The organism is Anabaena sp. PCC 7938, assembly GCF_049315035.1.
GTDB classification, from domain to species: domain Bacteria; phylum Cyanobacteriota; class Cyanobacteriia; order Cyanobacteriales; family Nostocaceae; genus Anabaena; species Anabaena cylindrica.
Window position 1 is genome coordinate 100552 of sequence record NZ_CP186039.1, and the last position, 14495, is coordinate 115046.

Genomic DNA, 14495 nt, shown 5'->3' on the forward strand with positions numbered 1-14495 from the left:
TTGATTGAGATCGGGAAGTTCTGTATCAAATCCCTTAGAATAACCACACCAAAAACAAGCTACAAACCCTGTTCAAGATCTAAACTATGTTCATTTAACCGGATTTGATATGATTGGTGCGACTTGGGTAAATACACTGTAAATATACTGCCTTTTCCTACAGTCGATGAAACGGAGATATTACCTTGATGGGCTTCAACAATTTGACAGGACAAATATAATCCAAGACCACTACCCCGACGCTGATGCTTACCCTGTCGAAAGCGTTCAAATAAAAATGATTTTTCTGACCGACTTATGCCAATACCTGTATCCTCTACTTCAATTTTTACTCCTTGAACAGTGGAACTGAGGCGAATTTCTACTGACCCAGCATCAGTGAAACGAATAGCATTGCCAATTAAGTTGGTTAGCAGTCGGTAAAGTTCTATTCTATCACCCCGCACTTTCACCGCAGATGGTTGTGTGTTGTTTAATTTAGCATTCAGAGCTAAGTTTTTAACAACAGCTAAAGGTTTGAGTTCCCGAACTACTTTTTGCGCTAACTCCCACAAATCAACGAGAAAAAATTCCAAGTCCTTACATCCGGTTTCATACTGATAAACCTCTAGCATATTTTCAACCATTGACAGTAGCGTTTGATTACTTTCAGTCAGTAATTGTAGATGTTTCCGTATTTCTGAGAAATTATAACCAAAATTGCCTTTTTGAATCATTTGCAGTAGTTGAATTGCTGATGTCAAAGGAGTTCGTAAATCGTGAGTCAGCTTAATCATAAAATCTTCACATCGCTGACGAGCGATTTGATCTCGTTGATTAATACTATGTTTTAGCCGGAGGAGCGATCGCACTCTTGCCAACAATTCATTTTGTTCTACAGGCTTAATCAAAAAGTCATCAGCACCAGCTTGTAACCCTTGAATGAAAGAGGACTCGTCACAATTGGTAACGAGTAACACAGGTATGAAAGGTAAATGGGAATTCTGCTTGATCTGTCGAGTGATTTCATAGCCATCAATACTTGGGCTGAACGTATCTAATAGGACTAAATCAGGTGGAGATTCGACAATCTTAATTAAGGCTTCACTATCACGGTCTGTTACTGTTACCCTGTATCCTTCTTGCTTGAGAGTAGATTTTAACAAGCAAACATTTTTGGTTGAGTCATCTACCAAAAGGATACTTTCTGTTGAATTTGAATTCCAAGAGAAAGGTGTCATACAGATACCAGTAGATTTATTTAAATCAAGGTTGCTATTTTTTCTTTAATGAATCTTAACACTTAAATAGACTTTCTTCACTAAAACTTTAAATTTTACCTACGTCAATAAGCATATTTTTTGATACAGTGATTTTCTTTATCTACGTCAATAGATAGGTTTTTTGTTATTCTGCTTTATTTTGCCTACGTCAATAGGTAAATTTTTGCTATGATATTTTATTTTGCATATCTCAGTAGATAGATTTTGCTAGAATGCTAAAAAAATTTAACCGATAGACTGAGCCGTTTGTAGTCAATTATTTCCCACATTAGAGAGAGTACATTTAGCTAGTTGTTGAGGTAAATGATGGCAAATATTAGAGCGGTAATTATCGAAGACCACCATTTGACTAGGGTAGGTATCCGTAGTTGTTTAAACGAGCAAAAGAATATTCAAGTTGTGGGAGACACAGAAACTGCTGCTGCTGGTCTAGAACTACTGCAAAATACTAAACCGGATATTGCTATTGTTGATATTGACTTACCAGATATAGATGGGATAGCACTGGTGCAAAGGTTTCGACAATCTATGCCACCAGAAACAGCAGCGCAAACGAAAATCATTATGCTCACTTCTTTTGCTCATGAGAAGATGGTCTTAGCAGCTTTCGCATCTGGAGCAGATTCTTACTGTGTCAAGACTATTAAGTTTGAGTTGCTGTTAGAAGCACTGTACATGACTTATGAGGGTTATTCTTGGATTGATCCAGCGATCGCTAGAATTGTTCTCAAGCATACTCGTCAATTGGCAGCGGCAGTGACGGCGGCGAAATCGAATGCTGCTCAAACAGTTACCATCTCTGCGATTGACCCAGAGCAAGCCAGTATTCTAGAAGCCAATCCACTGACAGAACGGGAAACGGAAGTTTTGGAGTTAATTGTTCAAGGCTTCACCAATCAAGAGATTGCCAATAAACTCTATATCAGCATGGGAAGTGTAAAAGTATATGTGCGGGGTATTTTGAACAAACTTTCTGCCAATCACCGCACTCAAGCGGCTGTCATCGCCTTACGGGCTGGTTTGCTTGATTGAAGTCACTGTTTAGCTCTTTAGTTACAGCACTTTTCTTAATGATAGGACTTACGCTCAGAGTTAGAGAAATCAGGGGGCTGGGCATCGGCAATTTGAAAAATCTCCAATACCATAATGCGCTATGCCCTATTCCTGACTTCAACAACAATAGCTGCGTAAGTCCTGAATTAGTTGAGTAGACAGCTAAGGTAATAGTGAATCTTTGAAGTCTTGAATCGCTGTTGCTGTTAAAGCATAAACAACCCGACGCTTACGTTCAACATAAGTACCATCCACAGGAATTCCTTTCTTCCAAGCAGCAATAATTGCTTTCTTGTCTGCTGAGTAAACAGTCTTTTCTCTGCGGTATTTTAAAGGCAATTTTTCTGCCTCTACAAGTACATCACAACTCGGTGGATTTTCTTTAATTGTGATCCGCAGTAAATTACCAACTATTTGCTCAGGGATAATTCCTGTGGCATTATGTTCTAAAATGGTTTCATCTAATTTCTGTCGCCAGCGTTCTAGTCTTAATAGTGCTGATTGATGCACGGCTTTGAGATGTTCTAATCGTTGCTTAATAGCTGCTATTTCTGCATCTAGTTGCAATGCCAATTCGGCTTGGATATCAACAGCTTCTGATTGTACTTCTTGAGTTTCCCAAATAGCGGTGATGATAGCAGCTTCCTCTTCAGAAGTCTGACAATTGGTTAACTGTTCCCAGAGATGAGCAGCAGTTTGGGATAATCCTGCTAAAGATTGTTGAGCGAGTGATAAAACCATGATTACCACCTGCCACAAGTTTGATAGTAGTTATGTTCAGCTTCAATTTGGTTGAGAATAGCTATCGTGCCTGAATCTAAATTAGCATCGAGGCATAAATCGGAAATCACCTTTTGTGTAACTTGATTATTTTGGTCAATTACGGCAGTCAACTTAGGTTTGAGTGTGGTTACACTTTCTGTTACAATTACTATTAGTTGTTGCATTGTTTGGGTTGCATAACGCCATCAATTTGAGCGCGGTAGCGCATCTAAACTCCATCCATCTTGAAAAGTTGAGTTTGCACTATAGAAAAACTATAGGTTTCAACTTGGACGGGGTTTATCTGTATTTGTATCCCACTTTTTTAAGTTAATTTTGTGTCCTCTGTTCGTTATTTTGTCAATATCAAGAATTAAAACTAGAGATATGAAACTCATCAAAAAATCTGAAAAGCTCGTCCAAGAAACAAAAATAACGAGGGAAACGAAAAAAGGAAACTAAAGAACCAAATTTGCAAGCTGATTTTGTAAATAAAATACGAGAACTAACAGGGGCAGAACAGCAAAAATTAGGGATAGAGTATCAAGAACCTAATTATGTTCCTTTACGATATAATCCCATAGTTCACTCTGTTGGCAAGACGGGATGGCAGGTTTCTGATATTTGTAAAGATATTAGATTGGATAATTTTTAATTATTACTTGATTAGTGGATGCCACGGTTTTTTCTTATGTAAGATTAACAAAAATTAGATTTATGTCTAGTGCTTATTATCCAATAATTCTTTATCCACCTCTAGCAAGGTGGTTAAGAAATGGTAATTCAGAACAGAAGCATATCAAAGCTTCGTTTCAAGGATGTGTGGCATTACCAGATGATAAGAGTATAGCCAAGCAAGGTGTGAGTGAAAAGCAGTTTTTTCAGCATTTACTGGCAGCTTTTCCTGGAAATTTGATTTGTCAAGCGGTTGAGTTTGAAATTCCAGGTTATCCTCTCCGCTATTCGGCTGATTTTATCTTTTATCATCACTCATCTGGGTTAGCTTTGGATATTGAAATTGATGAACCTTATGCTGGAAATACAGGGAAACCTCATCACTGTATTGATGTTGATGATGATAAAATTCGTAACCGTTTTTTCTTAGAGCATAATTGGGGTGTAGTTAGGTTTGCAGAAATTCAGGTGGTGCGTCATCCTTGGAATTGTTGTAAAGTTATTGCTCAAACAATTGCTAAATTGACAGGAGATAATAGTGTGTTTATGCTGCTGCAAAGATTGGCTGATGTACCTTTACAAAAATGCTGGACAAGGCGTGAGGCTAGGCTGATGGCAAAGAACAATTATCGTCAGTCTTATCTGCTAAAAAAAGCTTTTTAAGTAAAAAAATGCCCAATTGTCATTGCATTCGCGGAGCAGAGCGCCCGCATGAGACGAACGCTCATCTTTTATTCTAGTGCCAAATGATTAATTAAACAATGTACCGACAAAATTGAGAATCGGCTTCCAAAAAATACCAGTTAATACATACGGAGCATATTGCAAAACCGGGAAAATTGGTTGTTTTGACTGCTTTAATGGTAAACAATCTAACAAAAAAGGTACTATACAGGTAAGTCCATAAGCAGTCGCTAAAGCTTTACTAAATGTAGGTTCAGAACCGGGTAGAGGACTATAATAAATACCCAGTAGAATACAAGATATCATTAAAAATTGATTCCATAAAAACCAGGATTGAGGCGATAACAAATAAATTAATTGGGGGAAGCTTTGGTCGATTTTTTGTCGCATTCCCAATAACACAGACCAAGTTGCAGCACCAACAATGCCATCGTTTTTCAAGCCATAGATATTTTGGAAGCGTTTAACGGCTTTTTCTGTTTCTCTATCAAAATATCCATCAGGTTTTTTTGAGAAAATCCTTCTTCATAAAGGATATTTTGCACTTCTTTAACTGCATCTTGTAATTCTGGAGATATATTTTTCTGATGGAGATAAAGCTTTGGGTAGAGAAGGCAAGCCCAACTCAATGAACCGACTATTCCATCAACTAGAAGGTTATTTATTTTCTGGAATTCTTTAACAGCTTCTTCTGTTTCTAAATCAAATCTACCACTAATATTTGCCAGAAGACCCTGAGCATATAAACGTTTTTGCAATTCAATGATTGAATCTTCTACAGAATTGGGCGTAAAGCCTCGGTAAATTATAGGACGTTTATTGAATACACAGACTTGTTTTTCTGCTGGGAAATAAAGTCGGGGTTGTTTGATCCGAAACAAGATATTGAAGGATTTAAGTAGTCTATTCATTTGGCGCTCCTACGTAGTAAAGTGTCAAAAGCAGATTTTTTGTAGGGCATTGAGCAGTTCCTTATGTCTGCACCCTGCTGGATACTGAGAATAAGTGGTTTAAAGATTAAACTACTGAATTGACTACAAACAGACAATTAGCAAAGTTAACAAATTGTCAATAATTTGTTAAAGCCTTGTTGGTTAAAATGTTGCTAATATGACATTGATGACAGACTTATTGGGTGATATTTATGTCAAGTCAGTCAGATGGGTGGAATATGCCCAAAACTTGGTATCGCAAGGTTTTGAAGGACTGGGATGTAGATCGGTTACTGACGGACTTGGAAGCTAAAATTCAAGAGCGATACAGGCAAAATAGCAAGAAAGACTTGTTACTGGGGTTGCTGTGTGGGTATAGCTTAAAGAAGCTTTGCAAGGATTTACACAAGGGTAACGCTGCCGTCAGAACTGTTCTGAGCAACATATATCGAGATATTGAAACTTTAACAGGAGAGCCAAATAACACTGTCAAGTCAAGTAACCTCGTTTACGTTCTGGAGAGACATGGCTATCGCAGAGGTTATGTTGTATCCGCTATCCAAAGCCGTTCCATTCCCCAAAATTTGCCATCACCAACCTACACAGAATTTATTGGCCGCGAGGCGGATATGAAGAAGCTACTGGAACGCCTGTCACCAGATCATGGCGCTCACATGATTACGGTGCATGGCATTGGTGGTGTAGGTAAAACGGCGCTGGTATTAGAAGCTGCTTACGTATGCTTAAAAGCTAGTCGTGAAAACCTTGTTGGCCTACCCAGATTTAATGCGATTATTTTCACTTCTGCCAAACAACAGGAACTTATCCCTGATAGTATTTTGCGACGGCAACAAGGACAGCGTAACCTGCGCGATATCTTTCGAGAGATTGCCCATGCTTTGGGCGACCCAACGATTATTCAATCTCCTCCCAATGACCAATTTGACCGTGTACGCCAAAGTCTTTCAAAACAGCGAACACTACTGATTGTGGACAATATGGAGACTATAGAAGATCGGGATCAGGTTATAGAGTTTCTATACAATTTGCCGATTTGTGTCAAAGTAGTCATTACGACTCGCGAACGGATTGCTTTGCTACCAATTAGTCTGCGAAACTTACCCCCAGATGATGGTTTGCAGTTGATTCAGCAACAAGCAGAAGAAAAAAGTATAGTCCTTAACAAGGAGGAATCTGAGCTACTTTATGATCGCACTGGAGGAATTCCCCTGGCCATTGTTTATGCAATCGGTCAAGTATCTAGTGGCTATTCTCTGAACTCTGTTTTGGAGAAGTTAACTTCAGCTACAGGTGATGTGGCTCGTTTCTGTTTTGAGCAATCAGTGCAAGGAATGAAGGAACAGCCACCCCACAAGTTATTAATGGCACTGGCGATTTTTCCTGATTCTCCAATTCAAACCGCCCTAGTTGAGGTGGCTGGACTGACAGCTGCTCCAGTTTCTGTCAATGATGGTTTGGCACGTTTACAACAACTTTCCTTAGTGAATTTAAACCCAGACAAAAAGCGGTATGAAATGCTCTCTCTGACTCGTGAGTATGCCTTGGCAGAATTAGCTGCTTATCCAGATTTTGAGAAAGAGGCAAGACAGCGTTGGGTGAAATGGTATCTGGATTTTGCCCACAGTTATGCTGGGGAAGATTGGGAAAAGTGGATACATTACAATAAGTTAGAGCAAGAAGAAGGGAATCTCCGGGCTGTACTTTATTGGTGTAAAGACCAAGACCACTATCAAGAGGTCAGGGATTTATGGCTGCTGTTGAACCACTATGCAAATCTCTATGCCTATTGGGACGATCGCCTGGATTGGTTAAAATGGCTTATAGAACAATCAGAACGACGAGGTGAATGGTCATCTTTAGTGAAAATCATGATTCGCAAAACCTGGCTGTTGATTCGGGAGTGTTCACCGCAAAGTTTGAAAGATGCAAATGAAATGTTACAGCAGGTATGGGTTTTACGCGAACATACAGACTTATGTGTTCAAGCTGACTTGGCTGAGAATATTGTTCGGCTGCGAATCAGACAGAATGACTATACAGACGCACGTGTATGGCTCGATATAGAACAGCAATTGGTGAATCAGGCTAATCTGGAAGAGCAAAAGCACATCCGTCACTATGTTCCTATTCTTTATCATCGAGCGGTAATCTTTTATCGAGAACATAAATATACTGAGGCTAAGACACTCTTTCAAGAAGTGATGCACAGTGCAGAAAAAATTGCCTGGTATCGAGTCATCAATTCTGCTCAAAATTGGCTGGCTGATATTGCGATCGAACAAGGCGATCGCGATCGCGCTCAACAGCTTCTAATTAAAGGTTTAACTGTAGCTCAAAGCAGCAAAAATAAACGGCGTTTAGCTCGCTATCAACGTTCTCTGGCTCGCTGGGAAAAAAAGTGGGGCAGCTTGGATAAAGCCCGTCAATTGTCAACTAAGGCTATGGATAGTTTTAAGCATCTGGGGATGATACAAGATGCCCAGGAAATGCAATTTTTACTTGATTCTCCATAACTCAGGTGAGTATTGATCGTCAGTTTTGAAACTGATTAAGTTTTCTTCCTATTGACTTGACCTCAACATTTATGATTTTTAAAAAAGCCCAGTAATCAACAATTATTCATGAATAACACAGAAGTAGTCGTAATTGGTAGCGGTATTGGCGGATTGAGTTGCGCTGCACTCTTAGCACGCTATGGAATTGATGTCACAGTATTAGAAAGCCACTCTATTGCCGGTGGTGCGGCTCATGCTTTTGAACGCAACGGTTACAAATTTGAGTCTGGACCATCTTTATATTCTGGTTTATCTTATACCCCTTCACCTAATCCCTTACGCCAAGTTTTAGATGCCATTGGGGAAGATTTACCCTGCGTCAATTACGATACCTGGGGTTGTTATTTACCAGAAGGCTACTTTGATGCTCAAGTTGGTGCTGACCAATTCTGTGAAATCTTGCAAAAACTGCGGGGAGATAAAGCGGTAGCAGAATGGCGCAAACTCCAGGAAATTATGACACCTTTGGGTAAGAGTGCCACTGCTCTCCCACCATCTGCCTTGCGCTACGATTTAGGTGCGGTGTTAACTATGGGTAAATTTGCCCCAGCTTTACTGCAACAGGCCGCTAACGTCATCAAATTAACAGGGTCTTTTTCTAACATTATTGATGGTGTAATCACAGACCCTTTTATTCGCAACTGGTTAGATTTACTTTGCTTCCTCTTATCTGGATTACCCGCAGATGGGACAATTGCCGCAGAAGTGGCTTTTATGTTTGCAGACTGGTATCGTCCCAATGTCCAGTTAGATTATCCCCTTGGGGGAAGTGGTGCATTGGTTGATGCACTGGTACGGGGGTTGACTAAACATGGTGGTAAGTTAATTTTAAATGCTCATGTGGAGCAAGTTTTAGTAGAAAACAACCGTGCTGTCGGGGTACGTCTGCGGAGTGGTCAAGAAATCCGAGCTAGTAAAGCTGTTGTTTCCAATGCTTCTGTTTGGGATACTCTCAAACTCATTCCTGAAGGTGCTGTCCCTAAACGGTATGTGGAAAAGCAACAAGCAACTCCTGAATGTGATAGTTTTATGCACCTGCATTTAGGTATTGATGCAGCAGAATTACCTGAGAATCTAGGTATTCACTACATTGTAGTTAACGATTGGGACAAAGGCGTAACTGCACCGCAAAATGTGGTAGTTGTATCTATTCCTTCAGTTCTTGATTCGTCTTTAGCACCAGTGGGTAAGCACGTGATTCACGTTTATACTCCTGGTAATGAACCTTATGCTATTTGGCAAGGAAAGGAACGCAATAGCGAAGAATATGCGTTATTAAAACAAGAACGTGCGGAGGTGATGTGGCAAGCTTTGGAAAGAATTATTCCTGATATTCGTTCCCGTTGCGAAGTTAGTTTGGTGGGTACTCCCCTTACTCATGGGCGATTTTTGCGTCGTCATCATGGTAGTTATGGACCAGCTATAGCGGCAGGGAAGGGTTTATTTCTTGGTGGGAATACACCTTTGTCGGGGTTGTTGTGTTGTGGAGATTCGACTTTTCCGGGAATTGGGTTGCCTGCTGTGGCTGCGAGTGGGATGATTGTTGCTAATGCGATCGCTCCGGTACAGAAACATTTACAATATATTTCAGAGACATTTGGTTAAAATATCTTTACGGATGATTTATATATCAGAAAATATAAATCTCCAATATCTGGGAGTGTGATTAAGTTAATACCAAAATACTTTCCGTGTCACTACTATCAAATTGGGTAATTGTGGACAAATTATCTCTCAAAATCTGCACAATCTTTGATGTGGGACTATTACCAATACGCAGATAAATAAATTTTGGTGGATGACCATAAAGTAAACTACGTTGATGAAAGTCAGAATCTTTGGAAATAATCACAAAACTATTCATTTTGGCGAATTCCCAGATAATGGCATCATCAGTATTTATAAGTCCTAAAGTTTTAACGTGTTGAGAATCAGGATACAAATCAAGAATTTTATCAACAATGCGATCTGACAAATTTTCATCTAATAGCAGTTTCATAGAGATGCAACAAATAACTTTTTCTCTCGGTCAGCAGCAAAAGCAAGACAAGCTTTAATATCTTCAGATGTCAGTTCTGAAAAATCTTCCAAAATTTCGGTTTCTGTCATCCCACCTGCTAAATATTCTAAAATGTCGTACACAGTAATACGCATTCCTCGAATGCAAGGTTTTCCACTGCGTTTTCCAGCTTCAATTGTAATAATGTCTTGATAACTCATGATCTCTCCTGCGGTTTAATCTTTAGTTTATATAATTTTAGGATAATTCATAGGGTGATAGATGGAATAAGTAGCGTTAGGGTAGCGATCGCGCGGAGCGCAGTGCCAGAGGCAATCGCTTATTCAGAGAGAAAGGAAAGAGCGATGCCTTCGGCGTTCGCGAAGCGTCTCGAAGAGAGCGCAGCTATCGCAATAATAAATCTTAGCCATAATTACATCATTCCGTTTTCCATTCACTTTCTGGAATGTCAGCACCAGTCATAATATTGCGTAGTGTACCCATCGGCAAATTACGTCCTTTGTGATAAGGCACAATCACTTGTAGTTGGCGATCAAGATTTCTCCACTTACGATGACTACCCTTTTGAGAAATCAATTCAAATCCATAACGCTCCAGAATACGCTCAACTTCATCTACATTCATGCGACGGTTGCGGGTCATCCAACCAAAACCTCCCGCACAATTGTTCCTGATTTTAATTCAATGGGATCTGGTTCAAGATAGAGTGCGATCGCTTCACGAATATTTTCTAAGGCTTCTTCTTCGGTTTCTCCAGCCGAAACGCAACCTGGTAATTCTGGACACCAAACAGACCAGTCTCCCGTTTCCGCATCGGCCTCCAGCACAACACGCCATTTCATTATGCTCTCTCCTTTGCAGTGGTAATTTAATTTTAGGGTAATTCATGGGAAGTTAGTCTTAAGGTAGCGATCGCGTATCCCTGACGGGAGTGCCTTGCACTCAGCGCTCCGTAGGAATCGCGCGAACGCGTAGTGTGTCTGTTGGCGAAGCCTTCTGCGAAGGAGTAGGACTCAGCGCAATGCCGGAGGCAATGGCATTTTATTATAAAGCTGAGAAAATTTCTAAAAATTGCGTGGCTGTAATAATATCAACTCCTCTAAAGGGATGAAGTTCTAATAAATCTTTGTCTCCTGTAGTGATATGAGTTGCATTACCATTAATAGCAACTTCTAGAAATTTGTCATCTTTTGGATCTCTACACTCTTTAATCCTCTGGACTATTTCAATGTTCCTCATCCGGTACAAATCCAAATGAAAACCTCTTAGCCAACAGCAAGTCTACACCTTTAAAGTATTTGTAAAAACATTTTACCTCATAAGGACCTAGAACTGGAATTTTGGGCGGTTGCATAGAGATTGGATTCATATAGATATTTCAAGTCTTTGAGATAATTCTGTTACAAAATACTAAATTGTTCAATCAAATCTGATTCTTTAATTTTTATTTCACCTTTTATAATCTGATTCTTTAATTTTTATTTCACCTTTTATAAGGTTGTGTTGTAGTAAGATTTGGTATAACCCTGTAATGCTTGACGTTGAAAGTACATAGGATAGCACCTCTACCCACAGCACAAGCACCAATCAAAGCATCAAGTAACCCTAAATTATCTGATAGATGATAGGTAGTAAAATTAGATAGAGCCAAAGCACAATCAATTTCAGTAGGCCAAATTACAGGTAGAGGAGCAACCAGCTTGAGAGTATCGCGCAACCGTTGGCTATTTTGAGCATTTTGAATGAGTTCCATAACCACCAGGCCAGGAACGCTAGGTATTGCTAAAAGACTGGCAAACCAAGCAATTGCAGGAGCATGACCACGCTGAATATCAATCAAAATATCTGTATCTAACAAGTACATGATGAAATTTACCTACCCTCGCTCCCGTGTTTCAGCTTGATGACGTAACTCACGAGCATAAGCTTGACTATCAGTAATAATATCAGGACATGAATTAATTACACCTTCATTTTCCCAATATTTAACAAGTTCTGCTCCAGTTTTAGGTAAATTATCTACAACTTTTCTGGTAGATAAAATACGTAAAATATATTCATATAATGGTAAATTGAGTTGAGAAGCTTCAGTGTGAAGTTCGTTTTCTAGTTCGGGTGGTAGGTTCAAGTTAATACTCATCTTGCTCTTTTGTTTAGTTTTGATTCTCATTTATTGATTAAACTTATCTCACAATATATTCTGTATATTTCCTGACATCAGTATAACCACAACATTCAAACCCCCTAATATTATAAAATAGATAAAAGCTCAACCCCAACTCTTTAATTATGAATCTCCATCCCCTATTGAAAGTTGACATTTCTGAACTCAGCATTGCAGAACGCATCCAACTGGCTGAAGATTTATGGGACAGCATCTTAGAACAGCAAGAAGAACTTCCCTTGAGTCAAGCACAACAACAAGAATTAGATCGACGGTTAGAAAATTATAAAAAAAACCCTACAAATGGTTCTAGTTGGGAAGACGTTAAAAAACGGTTAGGCTTCTCCCAATTAACTATAACCTGATTATTCAGCCAGAAGCAGAACACGATATCCAGAATGCTTTTGAGTGGTACGAATCCCAAAATCCAGGTTTAGGTTCGGAATTTGTTCGTGCTGTTGATGCTTGTCTGTCAGGAATTGGAAGACAACCCCTTGCTTACCAAGTTATCTACAAACACGTAAGAAGAGTATTAATCCGCCGATTCCCTTATGTAATTCTCTACGTTTTTGAGCAAAATACTGTTTTTGTATTTGCTTGCTTCCATGCAAAACGTGATCCCAAACAGTGGTTAGATAGAATTGAATAAAATTTTACTTATTCCTAAAGCACCTTATATCAAAGCATATCCCGTAAAAATTATCAATTTATGTACTGTAGATTTTGCATTAGTTGATTATACCCAATCAAAAGTTTTAGTAACCGCCTTCTTCCAAAGCTTATAACAACCTTCCCTCTCCACAACATCCATCTTCGGTTTCCAAGTCTGATCTAAAAGCCAATTATCAGATAATTCCTCCAAACTACTCCAGAAACCAGTCGCCAACCCAGCAGCATAAGCTGCCCCTAACGCTGTAGTTTCTGCTACCTGGGGACGAATCACAGGCACACCTAACACATCGCTTTGAAATTGCATCAGCAGGTTGTTGTACACCATCCCCCCATCTACCTTCAAAGCCGTTAAATTTACCTGCGCGTCTTCTCTCATCGCATCTAAAACTTCACGAGTCTGCCATGCTGTAGCTTCCAACACCGCACGGGCAATGTGTCCTTTATTGGTGTAGCGAGTCATCCCCACGATCGCACCTCTAGCATCATTGCGCCAATAGGGAGCAAATAATCCAGAAAAAGCAGGGACAAAATAAACACCGCCGTTATCTGTAACTGTACTCGCTAAAGTTTCTACCTCTGCACTGCTTTGAATTAATCCCAAATTGTCACGCAACCATTGAACCAAAGCACCTGCGATAGCTATACTTCCTTCCAAAGCATAAACCGCCGGAGCATTACCCAACTTGTAAGCTACCGTTGTCAATAGACCATGTTGGGAAATCACCTTTTGCTGGCCTGTATTCAGCAGCATAAAGCAACCAGTACCATAAGTATTTTTGGCTTCACCTACCTGAAAACAAGTTTGTCCAATTAATGCGGCTTGTTGATCACCTAAATCAGCAGCAATGGTCACTCCTGCCAAAATACCTGTAGCTTGACCATAAATAGCTGAGGAAGGGCGAATTTCTGGTAACATTTGCCGGGGAATGCCCATAATCTCCAAAATATCCGGTTCCCAGTCCAGAGAATTCAAATTCATCAGCAACGTCCGACTGGCATTGGTGACATCGGTGATATGCAAACCGCCTGCTGTACCACCTGTTAAATGCCAAATCAAAAAAGTGTCAATTGTGCCAAAAAGAGCATCTCCATTTTTGGCTGCGGCTTTTAATCCTGGTATGTTTTCCAATAACCATTTAATTTTGGGGGCGCTGAAGTAAGTAGCCAGTGGTAAACCTGTTATGGCGCGAAAACGGTCTATCCCGCCATCTGCTGCTAGTTGATTGCAGATATAGTCAGTTCTGGTATCTTGCCAAACAATGGCGTTGTAGTAGGGTTCGCCTGTGTGTTTATTCCAAACTACTATAGTTTCCCGCTGATTAGTAATGCCAACGGCTGTAATCTCAGCAACAGTAATATTACTTTGCTCCAAGGCATCTTTAATTACAGTTTGAGTACATGACCAAATTTCCAGAGGGTCGTGTTCTACCCAACCTGGTTGGGGGTAAATCTGCTGATGTTCTTTTTGGGCATAGCTGACAATTTTACCCTGCTTGTCGAAGATGATGAAGCGGGTGCTGGTCGTTCCTTGGTCAATTGCAGCGACGTATTTGGTCATGGGTTTATGTTACTTGGCTATGCACATTAGTGTCACAAAATTTTCGCTATGTGAATACCAGTCATATACTAAGACAAATATTGTTGACAAAAGAAATTGCTCCTACTCCTAAAAAAAGCAGCAAGCTACACCGCAAT

General features: G+C 39.8%; 20 protein-coding genes. 7 read left to right on the forward strand and 13 right to left on the reverse strand.

Features of this window, described 5'->3' with window-relative positions; translation table 11 throughout:
- Nucleotides 1-59: 59 nt before the first annotated feature.
- Nucleotides 60-1220, reverse strand: a complete 1161-nt coding sequence (locus ACOWPH_RS30420) for a hybrid sensor histidine kinase/response regulator (protein ID WP_015217617.1) — start codon at nt 1218-1220, stop codon at nt 60-62.
- A gap of 348 nt (nt 1221-1568) precedes the next feature.
- Here ACOWPH_RS30420 and ACOWPH_RS30425 point away from each other — a divergent pair, with 348 nt between their 5' ends.
- Nucleotides 1569-2294, forward strand: a complete 726-nt coding sequence (locus ACOWPH_RS30425) for a response regulator (protein ID WP_015217618.1) — start codon at nt 1569-1571, stop codon at nt 2292-2294.
- Between the two features lie 183 nt (nt 2295-2477).
- On the opposite strand, the gene ACOWPH_RS30430 is transcribed toward ACOWPH_RS30425, so the two are convergent.
- The gene (locus ACOWPH_RS30430; RefSeq protein ID WP_015217619.1) at nt 2478-3056 is read right to left on the reverse strand and encodes a siphovirus Gp157 family protein; all 579 of its coding nucleotides are present in this window, start codon (nt 3054-3056) and stop codon (nt 2478-2480) included.
- 2 nt (nt 3057-3058) lie between these two features.
- On the reverse strand, nt 3059-3262 hold the full coding sequence (locus ACOWPH_RS30435) for a hypothetical protein (RefSeq protein WP_015217620.1): 204 nt from the start codon (nt 3260-3262) through the stop codon (nt 3059-3061).
- A 287-nt stretch (nt 3263-3549) separates the two neighbouring features.
- Between ACOWPH_RS30435 and ACOWPH_RS30440 the strand changes: the two genes are divergently transcribed.
- Complete coding sequence (locus ACOWPH_RS30440) at nt 3550-3732, forward strand: hypothetical protein (RefSeq protein WP_311381501.1); 183 nt, start codon at nt 3550-3552, stop codon at nt 3730-3732.
- A gap of 62 nt (nt 3733-3794) precedes the next feature.
- A complete protein-coding gene (locus tag ACOWPH_RS30445) occupies nt 3795-4415 on the forward strand; it encodes a hypothetical protein (RefSeq protein ID WP_015217621.1) in 621 nt (206 codons plus the stop codon).
- 87 nt (nt 4416-4502) lie between these two features.
- Here ACOWPH_RS30445 and ACOWPH_RS30450 read toward each other — a convergent pair whose 3' ends face one another.
- A complete protein-coding gene (locus ACOWPH_RS30450; protein ID WP_150111127.1) occupies nt 4503-4955 on the reverse strand; it encodes a peptidoglycan-binding domain-containing protein in 453 nt (150 codons plus the stop codon).
- Nucleotides 4874-5347, reverse strand: coding sequence for a peptidoglycan-binding domain-containing protein (locus ACOWPH_RS30455; protein WP_150111128.1), 474 nt, complete (start codon nt 5345-5347; stop codon nt 4874-4876). The genes ACOWPH_RS30450 and ACOWPH_RS30455 overlap by 82 nt, the downstream gene beginning before the upstream one ends.
- A gap of 233 nt (nt 5348-5580) precedes the next feature.
- Here ACOWPH_RS30455 and ACOWPH_RS30460 point away from each other — a divergent pair, with 233 nt between their 5' ends.
- Nucleotides 5581-7902 (forward strand): tetratricopeptide repeat protein, encoded by a 2322-nt coding sequence (locus ACOWPH_RS30460; protein ID WP_015217622.1) that lies wholly within the window; start codon nt 5581-5583, stop codon nt 7900-7902.
- Between the two features lie 108 nt (nt 7903-8010).
- Nucleotides 8011-9549 carry a phytoene desaturase family protein gene (locus ACOWPH_RS30465; RefSeq protein WP_015217623.1) on the forward strand — a complete coding sequence of 513 codons (1539 nt, stop codon included), beginning with the start codon at nt 8011-8013 and terminating at the stop codon, nt 9547-9549.
- 61 nt (nt 9550-9610) lie between these two features.
- Here the strand turns inward: ACOWPH_RS30465 and ACOWPH_RS30470 are convergent, their stop codons facing one another.
- The 7 genes from ACOWPH_RS30470 to ACOWPH_RS30500 form a co-directional block, all read right to left on the reverse strand.
- A complete protein-coding gene (locus ACOWPH_RS30470; protein ID WP_015217624.1) occupies nt 9611-9943 on the reverse strand; it encodes a DUF5615 family PIN-like protein in 333 nt (110 codons plus the stop codon).
- The gene (locus ACOWPH_RS30475; protein ID WP_015217625.1) at nt 9940-10164 is read right to left on the reverse strand and encodes a DUF433 domain-containing protein; all 225 of its coding nucleotides are present in this window, start codon (nt 10162-10164) and stop codon (nt 9940-9942) included. The genes ACOWPH_RS30470 and ACOWPH_RS30475 overlap by 4 nt, the downstream gene beginning before the upstream one ends.
- 217 nt (nt 10165-10381) lie before the next feature.
- Nucleotides 10382-10606 (reverse strand): type II toxin-antitoxin system HicA family toxin, encoded by a 225-nt coding sequence (locus tag ACOWPH_RS30480; RefSeq protein WP_015217626.1) that lies wholly within the window; start codon nt 10604-10606, stop codon nt 10382-10384.
- Nucleotides 10603-10806 carry a type II toxin-antitoxin system HicB family antitoxin gene (locus ACOWPH_RS30485; RefSeq protein ID WP_015217627.1) on the reverse strand — a complete coding sequence of 68 codons (204 nt, stop codon included), beginning with the start codon at nt 10804-10806 and terminating at the stop codon, nt 10603-10605. The genes ACOWPH_RS30480 and ACOWPH_RS30485 overlap by 4 nt, the downstream gene beginning before the upstream one ends.
- A gap of 202 nt (nt 10807-11008) precedes the next feature.
- Nucleotides 11009-11203 (reverse strand): putative toxin-antitoxin system toxin component, PIN family, encoded by a 195-nt coding sequence (locus tag ACOWPH_RS30490; RefSeq protein ID WP_081593765.1) that lies wholly within the window; start codon nt 11201-11203, stop codon nt 11009-11011.
- Between the two features lie 244 nt (nt 11204-11447).
- Nucleotides 11448-11828: a PIN domain-containing protein gene (locus tag ACOWPH_RS30495; protein ID WP_015217628.1), complete on the reverse strand. Its 381-nt coding sequence runs from the start codon at nt 11826-11828 to the stop codon at nt 11448-11450.
- Nucleotides 11829-11840: 12 nt separating this feature from the next.
- Nucleotides 11841-12104: a hypothetical protein gene (locus tag ACOWPH_RS30500; RefSeq protein ID WP_015217629.1), complete on the reverse strand. Its 264-nt coding sequence runs from the start codon at nt 12102-12104 to the stop codon at nt 11841-11843.
- A gap of 149 nt (nt 12105-12253) precedes the next feature.
- Here ACOWPH_RS30500 and ACOWPH_RS30505 point away from each other — a divergent pair, with 149 nt between their 5' ends.
- Entirely contained in the window at nt 12254-12493 is a 240-nt protein-coding gene (locus tag ACOWPH_RS30505) for an addiction module protein (RefSeq protein ID WP_015217630.1), read from the forward strand.
- Nucleotides 12478-12777, forward strand: coding sequence for a type II toxin-antitoxin system RelE/ParE family toxin (locus ACOWPH_RS30510; protein ID WP_081593766.1), 300 nt, complete (start codon nt 12478-12480; stop codon nt 12775-12777). The genes ACOWPH_RS30505 and ACOWPH_RS30510 overlap by 16 nt, the downstream gene beginning before the upstream one ends.
- 87 nt (nt 12778-12864) lie before the next feature.
- Here the strand turns inward: ACOWPH_RS30510 and glpK are convergent, their stop codons facing one another.
- A complete protein-coding gene (glpK, locus tag ACOWPH_RS30515; RefSeq protein WP_015217632.1) occupies nt 12865-14358 on the reverse strand; it encodes a glycerol kinase GlpK in 1494 nt (497 codons plus the stop codon).
- Between the last annotated feature and the right edge of the window lie 137 nt (nt 14359-14495).